17 protein-coding genes are annotated in these 18,724 nt (G+C 66.0%); 5 read left to right on the top strand and 12 right to left on the bottom strand.

The features are described 5' to 3' along the window. Window positions 1–4: 4 nt before the first annotated feature. From coaE to bamE, 5 genes are all read right to left on the bottom strand, one after another. Window positions 5–628, bottom strand: coding sequence for a dephospho-CoA kinase (coaE, locus tag V5B60_RS02475; protein ID WP_332345450.1), 624 nt, complete (start codon window positions 626–628; stop codon window positions 5–7). Beyond that, window positions 625–1,323, bottom strand: coding sequence for an SPOR domain-containing protein (locus V5B60_RS02470; RefSeq protein ID WP_332345449.1), 699 nt, complete (start codon window positions 1,321–1,323; stop codon window positions 625–627). Before V5B60_RS02470 ends, coaE begins: the two co-directional genes overlap by 4 nt. Next, complete coding sequence (locus tag V5B60_RS02465; RefSeq protein ID WP_332345448.1) at window positions 1,323–2,684, bottom strand: TrpB-like pyridoxal phosphate-dependent enzyme; 1,362 nt, start codon at window positions 2,682–2,684, stop codon at window positions 1,323–1,325. Before V5B60_RS02465 ends, V5B60_RS02470 begins: the two co-directional genes overlap by 1 nt. Window positions 2,685–2,741: 57 nt before the next feature. Continuing rightward, the gene (gene speD / locus V5B60_RS02460) at window positions 2,742–3,161 is read right to left on the bottom strand and encodes an adenosylmethionine decarboxylase (RefSeq protein ID WP_332345447.1); all 420 of its coding nucleotides are present in this window, start codon (window positions 3,159–3,161) and stop codon (window positions 2,742–2,744) included. Between the two features lie 65 nt (window positions 3,162–3,226). Next, window positions 3,227–3,715, bottom strand: coding sequence for an outer membrane protein assembly factor BamE domain-containing protein (gene bamE / locus V5B60_RS02455; RefSeq protein WP_332345446.1), 489 nt, complete (start codon window positions 3,713–3,715; stop codon window positions 3,227–3,229). 297 nt (window positions 3,716–4,012) lie between these two features. Here bamE and V5B60_RS02450 point away from each other — a divergent pair, with 297 nt between their 5' ends. Beyond that, the gene (locus tag V5B60_RS02450) at window positions 4,013–4,540 is read left to right on the top strand and encodes a hypothetical protein (protein ID WP_332345445.1); all 528 of its coding nucleotides are present in this window, start codon (window positions 4,013–4,015) and stop codon (window positions 4,538–4,540) included. Between the two features lie 39 nt (window positions 4,541–4,579). Here the strand turns inward: V5B60_RS02450 and V5B60_RS02445 are convergent, their stop codons facing one another. Both V5B60_RS02445 and V5B60_RS02440 read right to left on the bottom strand, forming a co-directional pair. Next, window positions 4,580–6,079: a YifB family Mg chelatase-like AAA ATPase gene (locus V5B60_RS02445; protein WP_332345444.1), complete on the bottom strand. Its 1,500-nt coding sequence runs from the start codon at window positions 6,077–6,079 to the stop codon at window positions 4,580–4,582. A gap of 76 nt (window positions 6,080–6,155) precedes the next feature. Continuing rightward, window positions 6,156–6,401: an accessory factor UbiK family protein gene (locus tag V5B60_RS02440; RefSeq protein WP_332345443.1), complete on the bottom strand. Its 246-nt coding sequence runs from the start codon at window positions 6,399–6,401 to the stop codon at window positions 6,156–6,158. 234 nt (window positions 6,402–6,635) lie between these two features. On the opposite strand from V5B60_RS02440, the gene V5B60_RS02435 reads away from it, so the two are divergent. The 4 genes from V5B60_RS02435 (at window position 6,636) to ltrA (ending at window position 11,213) form a co-directional block, all read left to right on the top strand. Further along, window positions 6,636–7,514, top strand: coding sequence for a TorF family putative porin (locus tag V5B60_RS02435; protein ID WP_332345442.1), 879 nt, complete (start codon window positions 6,636–6,638; stop codon window positions 7,512–7,514). A 61-nt stretch (window positions 7,515–7,575) separates the two neighbouring features. Then, on the top strand, window positions 7,576–7,914 hold the full coding sequence (gene glnK / locus V5B60_RS02430) for a P-II family nitrogen regulator (protein ID WP_287694948.1): 339 nt from the start codon (window positions 7,576–7,578) through the stop codon (window positions 7,912–7,914). A gap of 10 nt (window positions 7,915–7,924) precedes the next feature. Next, window positions 7,925–9,403 (top strand): ammonium transporter, encoded by a 1,479-nt coding sequence (locus V5B60_RS02425; RefSeq protein WP_332345441.1) that lies wholly within the window; start codon window positions 7,925–7,927, stop codon window positions 9,401–9,403. Between the two features lie 439 nt (window positions 9,404–9,842). Continuing rightward, window positions 9,843–11,213: a group II intron reverse transcriptase/maturase gene (gene ltrA / locus V5B60_RS02420; protein WP_332345439.1), complete on the top strand. Its 1,371-nt coding sequence runs from the start codon at window positions 9,843–9,845 to the stop codon at window positions 11,211–11,213. A gap of 433 nt (window positions 11,214–11,646) precedes the next feature. Here ltrA and V5B60_RS02415 read toward each other — a convergent pair whose 3' ends face one another. From V5B60_RS02415 to V5B60_RS02395, 5 genes are all read right to left on the bottom strand, one after another. After that, window positions 11,647–11,922: a hypothetical protein gene (locus tag V5B60_RS02415; RefSeq protein WP_332345438.1), complete on the bottom strand. Its 276-nt coding sequence runs from the start codon at window positions 11,920–11,922 to the stop codon at window positions 11,647–11,649. Between the two features lie 33 nt (window positions 11,923–11,955). Continuing rightward, the gene (gene dnaE, locus V5B60_RS02410; RefSeq protein ID WP_332345437.1) at window positions 11,956–15,429 is read right to left on the bottom strand and encodes a DNA polymerase III subunit alpha; all 3,474 of its coding nucleotides are present in this window, start codon (window positions 15,427–15,429) and stop codon (window positions 11,956–11,958) included. A gap of 126 nt (window positions 15,430–15,555) precedes the next feature. Then, window positions 15,556–16,182: a ParA family protein gene (locus V5B60_RS02405; RefSeq protein WP_332345436.1), complete on the bottom strand. Its 627-nt coding sequence runs from the start codon at window positions 16,180–16,182 to the stop codon at window positions 15,556–15,558. Then, complete coding sequence (locus V5B60_RS02400) at window positions 16,179–17,534, bottom strand: TAXI family TRAP transporter solute-binding subunit (protein ID WP_332345435.1); 1,356 nt, start codon at window positions 17,532–17,534, stop codon at window positions 16,179–16,181. Before V5B60_RS02400 ends, V5B60_RS02405 begins: the two co-directional genes overlap by 4 nt. Next, window positions 17,534–18,508: a quinone oxidoreductase family protein gene (locus V5B60_RS02395; protein ID WP_332345434.1), complete on the bottom strand. Its 975-nt coding sequence runs from the start codon at window positions 18,506–18,508 to the stop codon at window positions 17,534–17,536. The genes V5B60_RS02400 and V5B60_RS02395 overlap by 1 nt, the downstream gene beginning before the upstream one ends. Window positions 18,509–18,724 lie beyond the last annotated feature (216 nt).

Below are 18,724 nucleotides of genomic sequence, written 5' to 3'. Positions count from 1 at the left end.
AACCTCAACGGTCGACATGAGCTTTCGCCGCCGCCAGCTCAAGATAGCGGTGGTGCAGCGCCTCGACGCGTGGTCCGAGCAACTCGATCGTCCCGTCGTTGAGCACCACATCGTCTGCCACCGCGCGGCGCTCGTCGGCAGACGCCTGGCTGGCGATGATCGCGCGAACCTCGTCGGCGCTCAGTCCGCTGCGCGCCATCACGCGCGCCACCTGGACCTCTTCGCTGCAGTCCACGACCAGGATGCGGTCGCTCCGCTCCCGATAGGTCCCGGATTCCACGAGCAGTGGCACGACCAGGACGACGTAGGGAGCGGTCGCCACGGCCGCGCAGCGCTCTTCGCTCCGCTGCCGGATCAGCGGATGCAGGATGCCTTCGAGCCGTGCCTTGGCGGCAGCGTTCGCGAAGACCAGGCGGCGCATGGCGGCGCGGTCGAGGCTACCGTCCGCACGCACGACGCTACTTCCAAATGCACCGGCAATCGCCGTCATCGCGCCACCATCGGGCCCGGTCAACTGGTGGGCGATCAGATCGGTATCGACCAGCGCCGCGCCCCGTTCGGCCAGGAGATCGGCGACCGTGCTCTTGCCGCTGCCGATGCCGCCGGTGAGGCCGACGATGAAGCTCACGGCGCACCCGTCGCGGGCGCCGCACAGGCCTTGGCCGTGACCTTGGGCAGCCGGGCGGCGATCGAGCGCTGCAAGGCTTCGGCCTGCGCTGCCGGGCCACGGATCTCGAGGATCACGTACGCCGGTCTTCCCGTACGCTGGCCCATTCTTGCCGATTTGACGCCCTTCGCGCGCAGGGTTTCGAGACCGGCATTGGCTGCCTCCTCTGTTCGGTAGGTGCCGAGCGAGATCGCCAGCTGGTTCGGCCCACTGGCCTGGACGACGAAGAAATCGTCGACGCCAAGCTGCTGCAGCTCCGCCGTCTTCTTGCCGACTTCCTCCTTGCTGGCGAGAGGTGGGATGTAGACCCAGTAGCCACTGTTCTCATTCACCGTGCGACGGTTCGTCCGGAACTCGGCGAAGCTCTCGCGCAGCAGTTGCTCGACCTCGTCGGCCTCGCTGGCTGCCAGATCGCTCCAGATGCGGCAACTCTCGCTCGCCTTCTGCTCTCCGGGCGTGCCGCCATTTGCCCTGGCTTTGGCCGACGGTGGCGGTTCGCCGCGCGAGACGACGACGATGCGCTCGGGCAACAGTTGTTGCTCCACACGATGCGCATCGCCTTCGGCCGGGGCGCCCAGGTAGCCTCGTGCCCAGACGAAAAGCAGCAGGTTGGCGAGGACGAGGGCGAAGACGAGCGGGCGCAACGTGTTCACCATCAGAGCCTGGGCAGATGCTCCAGTGAAGCCCGGATCGCCTCCTGCGGGTACTCGAAGTCCTCGAGCTGGCCGGCGAAGTAACGGTCGTAGGCCGCCATGTCGAAATGGCCATGGCCGGTGAGGTTGAAGAAGATCGTCCGGCTCTCGCCACTCTCCCGGCAGCGCACGGCCTCGTCGATTGCCGCCCGGATGGCATGGTTCGACTCGGGCGCTGGAATGACGCCCTCGGCGCGCGCGAACATCACGCCCGCCTCGAAGGTTGCCAGTTGCGGTACTGCGACCGCCTCGATCAGTCCGTCGTGATAGAGCTGGGAGACGAGCGGTGAGTCACCGTGGTAACGCAGGCCGCCGGCATGGATGCCCGGCGGCATGAAGTCGTGGCCGAGGGTGTACATCTTCATCAGTGGCGTGAAACCCGAAGCGTCGCCGAAATCGTAGGCATAGGCGCCCTTGGTCAGCGTCGGGCACGATGTCGGTTCGACCGCCACCAGTCGCGTCGGGCGGCCGTTGCGCCCGCCGCTGGCATTGTCGGCGATGAACGGGAAAGCCACGCCGGCGAAGGACGAGCCGCCGCCACAGGGGGCAAAGATCACATCCGGCCAGTCGCCAGCCTTTTCGAACTGTTTCTTCGCTTCCTGGCCGATGATTGTCTGGTGCAGCGCGACGTGATTGAGCACCGAGCCGAGCGCGTAGCTGGTGTCGGAGCGCGCGGCCGCCTCCTCGACGGCCTCGGAGATCGCGATGCCGAGCGAGCCCTGGTTCTCCGGGTCGCGGGCGAGCAGATCGCGGCCGGTCTGCGTCATCGGCGACGGGCTGGCGAAGACCTCGGCGCCCCAAGTCTGCATCATCGAGCGGCGGAAGGGTTTCTGCTCATAGCTGATGCGGACCATGTACACGCGCACCTCGAGACCGAACATCTGGCCGGCAAAGGCCATCGAACAGCCCCACTGTCCGGCACCGGTCTCCGTGGTGATGCGCCGGATTCCCGCCTGCTGGTTGTAGTAAGCCTGCGGTACGGCGGTGTTGGGCTTGTGCGACCCGGCAGGGGAGACGCCTTCATACTTGTAGAAGATCCGCGCCGGCGTCTGCAGCACTTCCTCGAGCCGGCGGGCACGGATCAATGGCGACGGTCGCCAGAGGCGATAGATCTGCCGCACCGGCTCGGGGATCGGAATCCAGCGTTCGGCCGACATCTCCTGCTCGAGGATCGCCATCGGAAAGATCATCCCCATCTGCTCCGGCGACACCGGGCTGCCATCCGCAGCCAGTGGCGGTGCTGGCTGCGTTGGCATGTCGGCGACGACGTTGTACCAGTGGGTGGGGATTTCGGATTGATCGAGCGTGATGCGAAGCGATTCCACAAGGCCTCCCTGTTCTGTTTCGTGTCCGGTCCCCGAGTATACCCCGGGAACCAGCCGCTAATCACCGCTGACGGCGTGGTCGGCAGGGCTGCCGGTGGCCTGGTCAGCCGGGATGCCTCGCTGCAGTTCGCGCTGCACGAGCTGGCTCGGTGCGAAAGCGGCAATCAGCTGCCCGCAGGCTTGGCGGGCTGCGCTGCTGTTGTCCTGGCTGAAGTTGCAGACGTACAGGTCGAGCGTCACTGCCGCCGACTCCGGCCAGGTGTGCACCGCCAGGTGCGACTCGGCCAGGACGACCGCGCCCGTGGCGCCGGCCGGGTCGCTGTCGCTGCCGAACTGGTGGAAGACCTCGGCGAGTGGCGTCAGACCCGGCAACGAACAGACTGCGAGGCAAAGTTCGCGCAGGGCGCCGGCGTCATCGAGCAGTTGCCGGTCGCAGCGGCATCCGTAGAGTTCGGCAGTCAGGTGCAGGCCATGCATCGTCAGTCCCGGGACCGCCGGCAGGTGCGGCGCCGACTGGCGCGCTTGCCGCCAGCCGCCGTTGGTCAGCCTTTCGGCACGTAGTTGGTGCTGGTTCCGCTGACCCGGCCGTCGCTGTCGAAATGGACGTTGAAATACCATTCCATGCCGGAATCCACCTTCGTCTTCCAGTCCCAGATCGTCTCCCGCTTGAGCGGAAAATAGGTTTCGTGAGCCGGACGAGCGAGAAGACGTCGTACTTGGTCCTGCGTCATGCCGACGCGGACCCTGGCGAAGTTCTCCTCGGTCAGCACCTGCTGCACCTCGCGCAGCACGTCGTCCGGGCCGATGAGCACGAGGTAGTTGACCAGCCCTTGCGGTGTGCGCGGATACTCCCAGACGCGCGAGCCATCGGCCTCCCGCCATTCCAGCGTCGGCTGGCCCATCACGTCCTTCACCTCGCCGGCAGTCGTGCGGCCGGGGCGCAGCCGATCCAGCCGGTCGGCGTCACAGGCGGCAAGGGCGGCGACCAGCATGGTGCCACCAAAGATGCTGGCCGAGGCGATCCTGAACATGCCGGATGCTCCAAGTCTGGTTGCTGCAAGTAGAGGGATCAGTTGCGCAGTATAGACGATGACTCACCGGCAATGCTGCCCTTGGTTGCCTGTCGGCGCTGCGGCAAAGGCTCCCACGACGTGGGGGCAGGATGTGGTCGCCGTTTCGGAGCAGAGCTCTCGGGTGGTGCGGAGTTACTTCTGCCGCTTGGAAGTGCGTACCGGACAGGGCCGCAGATCGCATTGGCAAGGGTTCGATCTTGACTATACTGGGACTGACGGTCCGTCCCGTCCCGCAAACTCTCTGGAAAGGAGCAGATGATGTCGAGAGCAGCATCCCCTTCATCGTGGCGGCGCTTCGCGGCACCGCTGCTGGCGACGATCGCCACTTCGGCCTGTTACGTGGTGCCGGTCGTGGGACCCGATGGTGGCGTCTATTACCATCATTACCCGCTACCGCCGCCGGGAACTCCCTTGCCGGCAGGTGCCCCGCCGCTCCCCGGGCAGCCGATGACGCGACCACAGGCGACGGGCGTTGCGGCGCAGGCGACGCTTCCGGTCCGGCTTTACCCGGCCAATGAAAGGGCGACGCGGAGTGGCGTCATCAGCGGGTCGGTCACCAACATGATGACCGGGAAGGGCCGTTTCCTGGTCGAGTACGAGGGACAGGTTCTGAGCGGTGAAGCGACGCGCATCGTGGAGGATGAAAAGCGCGGCGTCGCCAGTGCCTACAGCCCGGGCGGCATGTTCATGTCGTGCGAATACCAGTTGACGACGCCGTATCAGGGAGCGGGGACCTGCACGTTTTCCAACGGTGCGAAGTATCAGATGCACATCGGCGGTTGAGCGCAGACAGCGTGATTGACGGGCAGCGATCCCCGCCCGTCAGTCCTTGGCAAAGCGACGGTACTGCACGGCTTCGGCGACGTGCCGGGGCTCGATCGTGTGCTGCCCTGCCAGATCGGCGATCGTCCGCGCCACCTTGAGCAGGCGGTGAAAGGCCCGTGCGGAGAGCTCGAAGCGAGTGATCGCCTGCTTCAGCAGCGCTGCCGCGGCCGCCTGCGGCTGGCAATGCTGGTCGATCTCGCGCTCGCTGAGGCGGGCATTCGGTTTCCCTTGGCGCTCGATCTGTCGCGTGCGGGCTGCCGTTACCCGTGCACGCACGGCAGCCGAAGCTTCACCGTCGCGCGCTTGCTGCAGGACTTCGGCCGCTACGGCCGGCACCTCGACCTGCAGGTCGATGCGGTCGAGCAGCGGACCGGAGAGCTTGCTGCGGTAACGCAGGATCTGATCCGGCGTGCAGCGGCAGCGGCCGCGCGCATCACCGTGGTAACCGCAGGGGCATGGATTCATTGCCGCGACCAGCTGGAACTGCGCCGGGAACTCGGCCTGGCGCGCGGCGCGCGAGATGTGGATGCGTCCGGAATCGAGCGGCTCGCGCAGCGCTTCGAGAACCCGCCGGTCGAACTCCGGCAGCTCGTCGAGGAAGAGGACGCCCTGGTGCGCCAGCGAGATCTCGCCCGGACGCGGCACGCTGCCACCGCCGACCAGCGCTGCCGACGACGCAGTGTGGTGCGGCGCGCGATAAGGGTGGTGGCGAAAGAGCTGTGGCCGGAAGAGGCCCGCGAGCGACAGCACGGCGGCCGATTCGAGCGCCGCCGGCAGGGTCATCGGCGGCAGCAGGCCGGGCAGACGGCTGGCGAGCATCGATTTCCCGCTTCCCGGCGGGCCGGCGAAGAGGATCGAATGTCCGCCGGCGGCGGCGATCTCCAGTCCGCGTTTGGCTTGCGTCTGGCCGCGCACGTCGGCGAGGTCAGGGTACCCGTCGTCGCCGTCGCCGCCGTCGACGGTCGCCGCACAGGCCGACAGGGCCGCCTGCCCGGTCAGGTGGGCGCAGACCTCGAGCAGGCTGGCTGCCGCCAGGATCGGTATCCGGCCCGCCAGCGCCGCCTCACGGGCGCTGCTCGCCGGCAGCACGAAGCTGCGGTTGTTGTCGCCCATCGCCAGGACCATCGCCAGCGCGCCGCGCACCGGCCGCAGTTCGCCCGAAAGCGAGAGCTCGCCGGCGAACTCGTGCTGCGCCAGCAGCCGCGACGGGAGCTGGCCGGATGCGGCGAGGATGCCGAGCGCGATCGGCAGGTCGAAGCGGCCGGATTCCTTCGGCAGGTCGGCCGGCGCGAGGTTGACGGTGATGCGTTTGCGCGGGAACTCGAAACCCGAGTTCTGCAGCGCCGCACGCACCCGGTCGCGTGCCTCCTTGACTTCGGTGTCCGGCAGCCCGACGAGCGTCAGGTTGGGCAGGCCGCTGGCCAGATGCACCTCGACCGCAACCTGCGGTGCGGCCAGGCCGTCGAGACCGCGGCTGTGGACGATGGCGAGAGACACTGGCTGGCGTGGCGCTGGCCCGACGACGGACGCGCTGCAGCGTCGCACGACGCGCCGGCACGTCGCCGCGCGGTTCTCAGTCGGGCTGGGCGGGCGGATTCTCCAGGCGCTCGATGCGTGCCTCGAGCGCCTTCAGTTTCTCGCGCGTGCGTTGCAGCACCTGCGCCTGGATGTCGAACTCCTCGCGACTGACCAGGTCGAGCTTGGCGAAGACGCTGGCGAGGAGCGCGCGCGCGTTCCGTTCGATGTCGGCCGCCGGGCTGGCGGCGATGATGCTGCCAAGGCGTTGGCCGACTTCTTCGAGGATCCTGGGGTCGAGCATGGTATTCACCATTGGAGCAAGGAGTGACAGGGTGAGCCGAGTGTAACACGGGGACGCTGGATTCCAGGACATGCACCACGATGGTGCCCCATGGCGACAAACTGTCCTAGGGCAGTGCGCCAGATCCGCGCCCGGTCCCGCGGCATGACTGCAAGCAACGGAAACTTCAACGGAATTTATTCTGGCACGGTTTCTGCTTTGAGACTTCCGGGATGATTTTTCGAGGTTCTGACCATGAAGACAAGTCTTTCATTCTCGCTACTCGCAGCCACTGTGTCGGCGTCCGTGATGGCACAGACGCCGGACCCGGGACAGGCGGACGCAGCCCCCGTGGCTGCCAGCAGTCCGCATAGTTTCAGCGGCAACCTGGGGTTGTTCAGTAGTTACCGGTTCCGTGGTATCGACCAGACGTTCGGCAAACCTGCCGTGCAGGGTGGTTTCGACTACGCGCATGCCAGTGGTTTCTATCTCGGCAACTGGAACTCGAACGTGAACTCTGGCGCCGGTTTCCCTGATGGCAACCTGGAAATGGACTTCTACGGCGGCTACAAGACATCCGTCGGCGACTTCGGCATCGATCTGGGCGCGATCTACTACTACTATCCGGGTTCGGAAGCGAGGGTTCTCGGTACGGGCGCCAGTTCCGGAGCGGTGAACAACAAGGAACTGTACCTTGGCGTTTCGTGGAAGTTCGTTTCGCTGAAGTACTTCTACTCAATCGACGATTACTTCTCGCTGCGCGGAGTCGACCAGGCCGGTGCGGCGACCGGCAAGAACACGCACGGCAGCCAGTACTTCGACCTCTCTGCAAACTATGACCTTGGGGACGGCTGGGGAGTCAACGGCCATGTCGGCAGGCTGAACCTGAAGAACGTCCATAACGGCAACTACACGGATTGGAAGCTCGGTGTGACCAAGGATCTCAATGGCTGGCTGTTGGCCCTGTCCTACATCGGCACCAATGCAGCGGGTGATTGTTCGGGAGCCTCGAGTTACCAGCCGTATTGCTTCACCAACTCGATGTCCGACGACGGCGGCGTGCTTGATGTGGGCTCCCGCACCAAGGATGCTGGTCGTGGCATCGCTGTCGTCTCCGTCAGCCGCAGCTTCTAGCCGATCTTACCGTCAACGATTCATTGGGGGCCACAGGACCTCCCCGAACCTGGAGAGCAACATGAAACTGGTAACTGCCATCATCAAGCCGTTCAAGCTTGACGAAGTACGAGAAGCGCTGTCGGCGATCGGCGTACAGGGAATCACCGTCACCGAGGTCAAGGGCTTCGGGCGCCAGAAGGGGCACACCGAACTGTATCGCGGTGCCGAGTACGTCGTGGACTTCCTGCCCAAGGTGAAGGTCGAAGCGGCGATCAGCGACGCACTCCTCGAGCAGGTGATCGAGGCGATCGAGAAGTCGGCCAGTACCGGCAAGATCGGCGACGGCAAGATTTTCATCTCGGCAATCGAGGACGTCATTCGCATCCGCACCGGCGAAACCGGTGAGGATGCCCTGTAAGGAGTAGATCATGAAGCGCTTATTTGCAGTTCTGGCCCTGCTCGGAGTGGTCGCTGTCGCTACCCCCGCGTGGGCTGAAGACAAGCCGGCCGCAGCGCCCGCGGCAACTTCGACGACCGCTGCGACGCCCGAGGCCGCGGCCGCCAACGAAGCCGGTGCCGCAGCCGCGACTCCGGCACCCGTTGCCAACAAGGGCGACAACGCCTGGGTGATGACCAGTGCGGCGCTCGTCATCCTGATGTCCATCCCCGGTCTGGCGCTGTTCTACGGCGGCCTCGTGCGCAGCAAGAACATGCTGTCGGTGCTGATGCAGGTCTTCGTCACCTTCTCGCTGATCAGCGTGCTGTGGGTCGTCTACGGCTATTCGCTGGCGTTCACCGAGGGTGGCGGGTTCTTCGGCGTGTTCGACAAGCTGTTCCTGAAGGGCGTCACCGTCGACTCGGTCGCCGCGACCTTCTCCAAGGGCGTGGTGATCTCCGAACTCGCTTACGTCGTCTTTCAGGGCGCCTTCGCGGCGATCACCTGCGGCCTGATCGTCGGTGCCTTCGCTGAGCGGGCGAAGTTCGCCGCCATCCTGGTATTCATGGTGCTTTGGTTCTCGCTTTCCTACGTGCCGATGGCGCACATGGTCTGGTACTGGGCCGGTCCGGACGTCTATGTCGACGCCGCAGCCGGCGAGGCCGCCACGAAGACTGCCGGGTTCCTCTTCCAGAAGGGTGCGCTCGACTTCGCCGGTGGTACGGTCGTCCACATCAACGCGGCGATCGCCGGTCTCATCGGCGCCATCGTCATCGGCAAGCGGATCGGCTACGGTCGTGAGTCGATGGCGCCGCACAGCCTGACCTTCACGATGATCGGCGCCTCGCTGCTCTGGTTCGGCTGGTTCGGCTTCAACGCCGGCTCTGCGCTCGAGGCGAGCGGTGGTGCTGCTCTGGCGATGGTCAATACCTGGGTCGCAACCGCCTGTGCGGCAATGTCCTGGATGCTGGCGGAATGGATGCTGAAGGGCAAGCCGTCAATGCTCGGTGCCGCTTCGGGTGCGGTTGCCGGTCTGGTCGCGATCACCCCGGCGGCAGGATTCGTCGGCGTAATGGGTGCCATCTGCATCGGCCTTCTCGCCGGCGTCATCTGCCTCTGGGGCGTCAATGGACTGAAGCGCCTGCTGGGTGCCGATGATTCGCTCGACGTCTTCGGTGTCCATGGCGTCGGCGGTATCCTTGGCGCGATCCTGACCGGCGTCTTTGCCGACCCGTCGCTCGGTGGTACCGGCGTCTATGACTACGTCGCGAACAAGGTTGGCGACTACGACATGACGGCCCAGTTGATCAGCCAGTTGTGGGGTGTCGGCACCGTCATCGTCTGGTCCGGCGTCGTTTCGCTGGTGGCGTTCAAATTGGTGGACATGGTGATCGGTCTGCGCGTACCGGAAGAAGAAGAGCGCGAAGGTCTCGACATCACGTCGCATGGCGAATCCGCCTACCACTACTGATCCGAATACCTGCAGGTCTCTCCCCCTTCGGGGCGCTCTCGTGGCGCCCCGTTTTTTTTTGTGCGCCCAGCATGGGCGCACTCTTGCGGGTGCAAGTCCCGCCGTAAGTTGATCACAGCGAACGAAGCGAAGCGCAACTGCCTGAGGGCGACCGATGGTGGGAAGGAAGCGTGGAGCGAAACTGCGAGCCGATGAACAAGAACCGGATAGAAGGCGCTGCCGAGCAGGGCGAGCGGGCCAGAGACCGCGAAGCTCTCGTGATCAAGGCGAAGTGGCGTAGATTCGGCGGCTGTGCAGGGAAGGAGTGCGTTCTTACCTGGGGAGCTCTCGCCTCATGGCTGAAAGGCCGACGGAGACAAGCCGGAGCGAGAAGTCAGCAGAGGCCATAGTAGCCGCCGGTAGTGGGCGAAGGGTCGAACGAGTAGGAGGGCCGACGGCCATGTTGCTTGGAAGTGCAATGCATCAGAAGCTCGGGCAACCGGGGCGCAAGGCGGGAGGGCGAGGTGAAGCCAAGCCCGAAGCGTTGCGTGATGAAGCACGGCCGGCGCGACAGGGACTCGAAGGTTCAGGGCGAGATGACCTGCTCACGCAGGCGCTCGCGAGCGCGAACATGGTAATGGCGTGGAAACGCGTCAAAGCCAATCGCGGCAGTGCTGGGGTGGATGGACGGACGATTGCCGAGACGGCGGCGTACCTGAGAACGCACTGGCCGGGGATTCGGGAGGCATTACTGAACGGCAGTTACCGGCCTGAGCCGGTGCGGCGCGTACAGATTCCGAAGACCGGTGGCGGGATGCGGGAATTGGGGATTCCGACGGTGACGGATCGGCTGATCCAGCAAGCCCTGCTGCAGGTCTTGCAGCCGATGATTGATCCGACGTTCTCCGAATACAGCTTCGGCTTCCGACCGGGACGCCGTGCGCACGACGCCGTGCTCACGGCGCGGCGCTACGTGCAGGACGGTTACCGGATGGTGGTCGATGTCGATTTGGAGAAGTTCTTCGACCGGGTCAATCACGACATTCTGATGGAACGGTTATCGAGGCGAATCGACGACAAGGCCGTGCTGCGGCTGATTCGTCGTTACCTTGTGGCCGGCATCATGGATGGCGGCGTGGTCATGCAGCGGTACGAGGGGACGCCGCAAGGCGGCCCGCTGTCGCCGCTGCTGGCCAATGTGCTGCTCGACGAGGTGGATCGTGCGCTGGAAACGCGTGGTCATCGTTTCGTTCGCTATGCCGACGACTGCAATGTATATGTGCGCAGTCGGCAGGCCGGTGAGCGGGTACTCAATGGGCTGCGCCGACTCTATGAGCAACTTCACCTGAAGGTGAATGAAGCCAAGACGGCGGTTGCACCGGCATCTGGTCGCAAGTTTCTGAGCTTTAGCTTCTGGTATGGTCCAGGTGGCCAAGTGAAATGCCGGGTTGCCGACAAGGCAAAAGAAACCTACAAGCAACGCATCCGACAACTGACGCGTCGCTCGGGCGGGCGTAGCCTGCCGGAGGTAGTGGAACGGCTCCGGACTTACATGCCGGGCTGGAAGGGATACTTTCAGCTTGCGCAGACGCCGAAAGTGTTCCGCGAACTCGACGAGTGGTTGCGTCACCGGTTGCGTGCTCTGCAACTCAAGCACTGGCGTCGGGGTACGACGATGTATCGGGAATTGCTGGCGTTGGGTGCTTCTAAGCCGGATGCCCATCGGATCGCCGCAAACAGCCGTCGATGGTGGCGTAACAGCTGCTTCGCGCTGAATCGTGTGATGCCGATCGCTTACTTCGACCGACTCGGCGTGCCGCGTCTCTCATAACCTCAACTACTTGAACCGCCCGGTGCGGACCCGCATGCCGGGTGGTGTGGCAGGGGAACGGTCAGGTAATCTGACCGCCCCTATGCCGATCTGGCCTTCGATCGTCGCCGTCTGCGGTGGCCGTCGCATCGCCAGTCAGCACCGTCGGCGCGTGCGCCAGTGTCGTCTGGCGCGACCCGGGTGGCGACAGCATATGGACCGCGGCGCAGCACGTCCAGCGGCTTGGACGAAGCCGTCACGCAGAGGAAACGGCGGCGCTGGAGAAGACGTCGCGCGGGCAGCAGTGCGCCGGAAGGTTCCGCTCCCATACTGCCGAGGTTGCCGCTGCTCGGGTGAGGCCAGAGCGCTGCCGGCAAGGGGGCGCGCTGGGCTCCGGATGTTCAATCGGTGAGCCAACCGGCAGCGACCGGCGGCCGCGGCCCGCGGCAAGCGTTCACTGCAGGTTGTGTGCCGAGAGCAGGACTGCCTTGCCGCCCAGGAAGCCGACGCGGATGCCGCGCTCCGGGTTGCCCCAGACGCAGTGGCGCAGACCGAGCATTTCGTCACAGCTGGCCGGATCACCGACGATCTCCCGGACCTCCTCGTAGGACTGGCCGATGCGCAGGCGATTGAACTGGTCCAGGCTGACTTTCGGCCCGCACGCGAGGAGTAGTACGGTCAGTGTGGCGAGGGTGACGTTCCCGTGCGGCGGCCTGCGGCTGCTGCTCACCGGCGTTCTCCCGGCCGGCCGCGGCCGGTCGTCTCAGGCGTAGTCCACGCGCACGTTGTCGCTGCTCAGCCAGTCGCGCAATGCTTGCAACAGGCCGTCTTCGAGCCGCACCCGGCTGCTGTCGCCGAGGACCAACTCGCAGCGTGCCTCGGCATTGTGGTAGCTCAGGCGGATCGGGCACTCGCCGGGGGTATAGGGCGCCAGCAGGCTGCGCAGACGCTGCACGGCCTGGCGCGCGTTGCTGCCGCCGGCGTGGCCATTGAGCGACAGGTGCAGTTGGCGAGCGAAGCGGCCACGCGCTTCGGCAAGCGTCAGCAGGCGCTCGGCGACGACCTTCACGCGCCCCTCGCCGGCGAAGTCGTCGCGCTGGATCCGCCCCTCGACGACGAGCACCTCGTCCTCCCGGATCTTGGCGCGTCCGCTGTCCAGCAACTCGCTGAACACCGACACCTCGAGCGAGGCGCTGCCGTCGTCGAGCTGGATGAACGCCATCTTGCCGCGCGCCGTGATCTTGCTGCGCACGGCGACGACCAGTCCGGCGAGGAGCTGGCTTTCCTTGCGCGCCTCGAGCGCCGTCAGCGGCCGGCGGACGAAGTGCGCGATCTCGCCCTGCACGGCGCGGAAGGGGTGGCCGGAAAAGTAGAAGCCGAGCGCCAGCTTCTCCTCGTTGAGCTGCTGGCGTTCGTCCCAGCGTGGCGCCTCGACGTACGGCGGCCCTTGCTCGCCGGCCGCGTCGCCGGCGTTGTCGAGGAGGTCGAAGAGGCTGACCTGCATGGCGTTGCGTTCGGCCTGCTCGGCGGCGTCGATGGCGATGCCGACCGAGGCGAGCAGGCGCGCGCGATGGCTGTCGAGGGCGTCGAAGGCGCCGGCGCGGACCAGCGCTTCGATCGTCCGGCGGTTGACCAGTCGCTTGTCGACGCGTTGGCAGAAGTCGAAGAGATCCTTGAATGGGCCGTTGGCGGTGCGGGCGCGGATGATCGCCGTCACCGCCTGTTCGCCGGTGCCCTTGACGGCGCCGAGGCCGTAGCGGACGGTCTGGCGATCGACCGGGGTGAAGCGGTGTTCGGATGCGTTGACGTCCGGGCCGAGGATCGTCAGTCCGTTGGCGATCGCGTCATCGTGGAAGGTCTTGACGGTATCGGTGAGGTCCATTTCGGACGACAGCGTCGCCGCCATGAAGGCGGCGCAGTGGTGCGCCTTGAGCCAGGCGGTGTGGTAGGTGACGACGGCATAGGCGGCGGTGTGCGACTTGTTGAAGCCGTACTCGGCGAACTTCTCCATCAGGTCGAAGAGCTGCATCGCGAGCTTCTCGTCGTAGCCCTTCCTGCGCGCGCCTTCGCGCATCAGGTCACGGTGCAGCGCCATCTCCTCGGCCTTCTTCTTGCCCATCGCCCGGCGCAGCAGGTCGGCGGCGCCGAGCGTGTAGCCGCCGATGATCTGCGCGATCTGCATCACCTGTTCCTGATAGACGATGACGCCGTAGGTCGGTTCGAGACAGGCCTTGAGGTCGTCGATGTAGTAATCGATCCTCTGCTGCCCCTTCTTGCGCAGGATGAAGTCGTCGACCATGCCGGAGCCGAGCGGGCCGGGGCGATAGAGCGCGAGGACGGCGATGATGTCCTCGAAGCGATCCGGCGCCAGCTTGCGGACGAGCTTCTTCATGCCATCGGATTCGACCTGGAAGATCGCCGTCGTGTTGCCGTCCTTGAGAACCTGGTAGGCCTTCGGGTCGTCGAAGGCCAGCGTCGCGAGGTCGGGGCGTTCGCCACTCAGTCTTTCGACGTACTGCAACGCCAGCTCGATGATCGTCAGGTTGCGCAGCCCGAGGAAGTCGAACTTGACCAGCCCGATCTTCTCGACATCGTCCTTGTCGAACTGCGACACCACCGAACCGCCGCCATCGGCCGAGTACACCGGACAGAAGTCGCTCAGCTTGCCGGGGGCGATGAGGACGCCACCGGCGTGCATGCCGACATTGCGCGTCAGGTCCTCGAGGCGGCCGGCGAGGTCGAAGAGCTGCCGGACTTCTTCCTCGCTGTCGAGCCGGGCCTGCAATTGCGGCTCGGCGGCGATCGCCTTGGCCAGCGAGAGCGGCCTGTTGGTTTCGACCGGGATCAGCTTCGACAACTGATCACAGAAGTTGTACGGCAGGTCGAGTACGCGGCCGACGTCGCGAATCACCGCCTTCGACGACATGGTGCCGAAGGTCACTATCTGCGCCACCGCCGCGCTGCCGTACTTCTGGCGGACGTACTCGATGACGCGCCAGCGGTTGTCCTGGCAGAAATCGATGTCGAAGTCGGGCATCGACACCCGCTCGGGGTTGAGGAAGCGCTCGAAGAGCAGCGCGTAGCGCAGCGGATCGAGGTCGGTGATGCCGAGTGCGTAGGCAACCACCGAGCCGGCGCCCGAGCCGCGTCCCGGACCGACCGGACAACCGTTGCGCTTTGCCCAGTTGATGAAGTCGGCAACGATCAGGAAGTAGCCCGGGAATCCCATCTGGACGATGGTGTCGGTCTCGAGCTGCAGGCGGGCGTCGTACTGCGGGCGTTCCGCCTGGCGCGCCGCGCTGTTGGGGAACAGTTGCTGCAAGCGCCGCTCGAGCCCGGCCTCGGCCTCCCGGCGCAGGTAGTCGGCGAGTGTCGTGCCCGGAGGCGTCGGGAAATCCGGCAGGTAGCTCTTGCCGAGGGTGAGCTGCAGGTTGCAGCGCTTGGCGATCTCGACCGAGTTGGCGAGCGCCGCGGGGTGGTCGGCAAACAGTTCGACCATCTCCTCGCTGCTCTTGAAATACTGTTCCTCGCTGTACGGGCGCGGGCGGCGTGCGTCACCGAGCATGTAGCCTTCGGCGATGCAGACGCGCGCCTCGTGCGCGTTGAAGTCCTCGCGTTCGAGAAACTGGATCGGGTGGGTGGCGACCAGCGGCAGCCCGAGTTCCGCCGCGAGGTCGGCGGTTGCCGCAACCAGCGACTCCGCCTGCGGCATCCCGGGGCGCTGCACTTCGAGGTAGAAGGCGTCGCCGAACAGCTCGTGCCACTGCCGGGCGCGCTGCGCCGCCTGGTCGAGGTTGCCTTGCAGGAGGGCTTCGCCGACATCGCCGCTGGCGGCGCCGGAGAGCGCGATCAGTCCGTCGACGCCGACCTCGCGCAGCATCCGGCGGCTGACCTCGGCCCGGCCGCGGACGCGCGGTGTCAGGTAGGCGCGCGACAGCAACTCGCAGAGTTGCTGGTAGCCACGCGGCGAGCGGCAGAGCACGAGCAGGCGATGCGGCCGATCGGCATCGGTTTCGTTGGCAATGAACAGGTCGCAGCCGAACAGCGGCTTGATCCCCTTGCTGCGTGCGGCCGAGTGGAACTTGACGAGGGCAAAGACGTTGGCCAGGTCGGTCAGTGCCAGGGCCGGCATGCCGCAGGCGGCGGCGCGGGCGACGGCTGCGTCCAGGCGGACGATGCCGTCGGTGATCGAGTATTCGCTGTGCAGGCGAAGGTGGATGTACGGCGTCTCGGACATGGGCGCATTCTACCCCGGGCGCTCGGCAGAAGACGCCCTGCGCTGGGGGCTGCGACCAACTGCGGGGTGGCCATCGTCTCCCGGCGCGCGGCCGGCCGCGGCCCCGGAGCGATCCGGGGCCGGGCCTCAGCTATTATCGACCCAGTCGATGATCGGCTGCCACTGCTCGAGGTCCTTTGCCGCGCGTGATGCCGACAGGTCGAACATGGTCATGCCGTGCATCGTCGTCTGGACGTAGAGCTGCGTCGTGCGCAGATGGGTCAGCACCGGCAGATCGTAGCGGGCGAGAAAGCGTTCGAGCTCGGCGGCGGCACGGGTGCGTGGATCGACGCGCATGCCGACCACGGCAACGAAGGCCTGTTCGTTGCGCACCGCCTTTTCCGCCAGCAGCACGTCGAGAAAGTGGCGGGTGGCGAGGATGTCGAAGAGCGAAGGCTGTACCGGCACCAGAACCCTGTTGACCTGCTTGATGACCGTGTCGAGTGCCTTGCCGTGGAGACCGGCGGGCGTGTCGAGAATGACGTGCGTCGTTCCTTTCGGCGGCTTGGCCGTCTTGCCGGGCTCGATCTCCCAACTGCGAATGCTGGGCAGCAGCGATGGTCGCAGTTGCAGCCACTCGCGCGACGACTGCTGGCGATCGACGTCGCCGAGCATCACGCGATGACCCCTGCGTGCGAGATGGCCGGCAAGATTGATCGCCAGCGTCGATTTGCCCGAACCCCCCTTTGGATTGGCAATCAGAAAGGATTTCATCGCTTGTCGTCTCCGTTCTCGTTCTTGTGGTTCCTGGCGGCGAGCTTGCCAAGCTCGTTGCGCACCAGGTTGATGTGCTCGCGCAAAGTGTAAAGCAGATCGCTGAAGGCGAGCGGAATCTTGAGTCTGCTCGCCGTCTCCTCGATCGTTTGCAACTGGTGCGCGTACTCGACGTGTCGCGCCGGGTCGTCATTCCGGCGCAGCTCGTTCTCGAGCAACTTGAGGTCGCCGTAACAGCGGACGATCTTCGAACGGACGCGCCAGCTGTAGATCGACGGCGCGAACTTGAGCAGTGGCAGCAGCAGCATGGCCAACGGCAGGATCATGACGAACAGGCGCTCGACCAGCACCGCCACCCAGAAGGGCAGGTAGCGCTGCAGGAACGGTGGTCCAGACTTGTAGAAGCGTTCGGCTTCGGGCGACAGTGCGAAGCTGCGATCGCGGTAGGCGGGAAATTCGCCGGCCCGCTGGAAGAAGCCGCTCTTGCCGTTGACCTCGGTCATCGCCTGCAGCAGCAGGCTGGCCAGCGCCGGGTGCAGGTCCTCGCGGACGATGACGTTGGCGGTGGTCGCCAGCAGGAGCGTGTCGCGCGGCGGCAGGTCGCGGACGAGGCTGACGACACCGTGCGGCAGGATGACCTTCGACAGGAAGGGAAACAGCCGCAGGTAGGCATCGGCCTGGCTGAAGCTGACGACGCGCAGACCCGGCGAACGCAGCATCACTTGTACGACGGGCGCCTCCTGGGCGGCGACGATGAAGGCGGCATCGATCTCCCCGCGCTGCAGGGCCTCGGCTGCGCCCAGCCCGGCCAGCGGCAGCAGGTTGGGGCTGTCGCTCTTGATTTCGTTGGCGGTGAGCAGTTGCAGTGCGAGCCCGCGGATGCCGCTGCCATCCTCGCCGACGGCGATGCGGCGGCCGTCGAGTTGATGGAGCTTGCTCACGCGTGGCTCGCCACGGTAGAACACCCACACTGGTTCGTACGCGACGCTGCCCAGCGAGCGCAGCGGCCCCGGTTCGTCCTCGTCTTCGCCGGTCGGCCTGGCGACCACGCCGCCCTGGACGAAGGCGACCTCGGCTTCGCCGTTCTCCAGGCGCCGGATGTTCTCGTGGGAACCGGCCGAGGTCCTGATGTCGAGGGTGATCCCCTTGCTGGCCAGAATGGCGGCGTAGCGCTGGGCATAGGCATGGTAGGCGCCGGCTTCACTGCCGGTGCTGATCGTGATCCGCCGCGGCGGTTCCGGGGCGACGAACTGGTAGGCGACGACCAGGCCGATGGCGGTGATCAGGATGATCGGCCAGGCCGTCGCCAGCACGAAGCGCAGCGCGACCAGGCGTGCGCGCAGTCGCTCCATCAGGGCAGGAGGACGGTCGAGCCCGTGTGCCTGCGCGCTTCGAGGTCGCGGTGGGCGCTGACGACGTCGGCGAGCGGGTAGGTCTGGTTGATTTCCACCTTGAGCTTGCCGGCGGCGACGACCGCGAAGAGCTCGGCGCCCAGGGCCAGCAGGTCTTCGCGCCGCGCCGTGTAATGCATCAGGGTCGGTCGGGTGAGGAACAGTGAGCCCTTCTGTGACAGCAGCAGCGGGTCGAACGCCGGCACCGGGCCGGATGCATTGCCGAAGCTGACCATCATGCCGCAGGTTCGCAGGCAGTCGAGCGAGCCGGCGAAGGTGTCCTTGCCGACGCCGTCGTACACCACTGCGACTCCCTCGCCGGCGGTGATCTCGCGCACCCGGCGCGGGAAGTCCTCGCGCGTGTAGTCGATCACGTGATCGCAGCCATGGGCGGCAGCGATCGCGGCCTTGGCTTCGGTCGAGACGGTGCCGATGACGGTGGCGCCGAGGAACTTGGCCCATTGGCAGGCAAGCAGGCCGACGCCGCCGGCTGCGGCATGGATGAGTACGGCATCACCGGCCTGCACGCGATAGGTGCGGCGCAGCAGGTAGGCGCTGGTCAGCCCCTGCAGCATCATCGCCGCTGCCGGCATGAAGTCGATCGTCTCCGGCAGCCTGAGCAGGCGGTCGGCGGGCAGGCAGCGGACCTGGCTGTAGGCGCCGACCGGGCCACCGGCGTAAGCGACGCGATCGCCGGGCGAGAAGTCGCTGACCTCGCTGCCGACCGCTTCGACGACGCCGGCTGCCTCGAGGCCGAGACCGTTCGGCAGTTGCAGGGGGTAGAGGCCGCTGCGGTGATAGATGTCGATGTAGTTGAGGCCGACCGCCCGCTGGCGGACACGTACTTCAGCGGCTTGCGGATCGCCGACCGTGACCTCCTCCCAGGACATGACTTCGGGGCCCCCGGTGCGATGGATGCGAATGGCGAATGGCATGAAAGTCTCCTCGGCGTGGCGAACGCGACAGTCTAGTGCGCTGCCCGCTTCTTAGGCAAGCACTGAAACTCCTTTCTGCATTGCCACTTGCAGCGTTTCCCAGGCGGTGGTGCACAGGCTTGTCCACAGGATCGGGGGTAAAGCGGTCGCGGCGCGGCGCGCCGTCTGCTGCTTCGCGTGCGGCATCCCGGACTGCCGGCGAAGCCTGTCGCACGC

This window comes from Accumulibacter sp. (assembly GCF_036625195.1).
Classification (GTDB): domain Bacteria; phylum Pseudomonadota; class Gammaproteobacteria; order Burkholderiales; family Rhodocyclaceae; genus Accumulibacter.
Note: the sequence above shows the minus strand (reverse complement) of the source record. Positions and strands in the feature narration are given on the sequence as shown.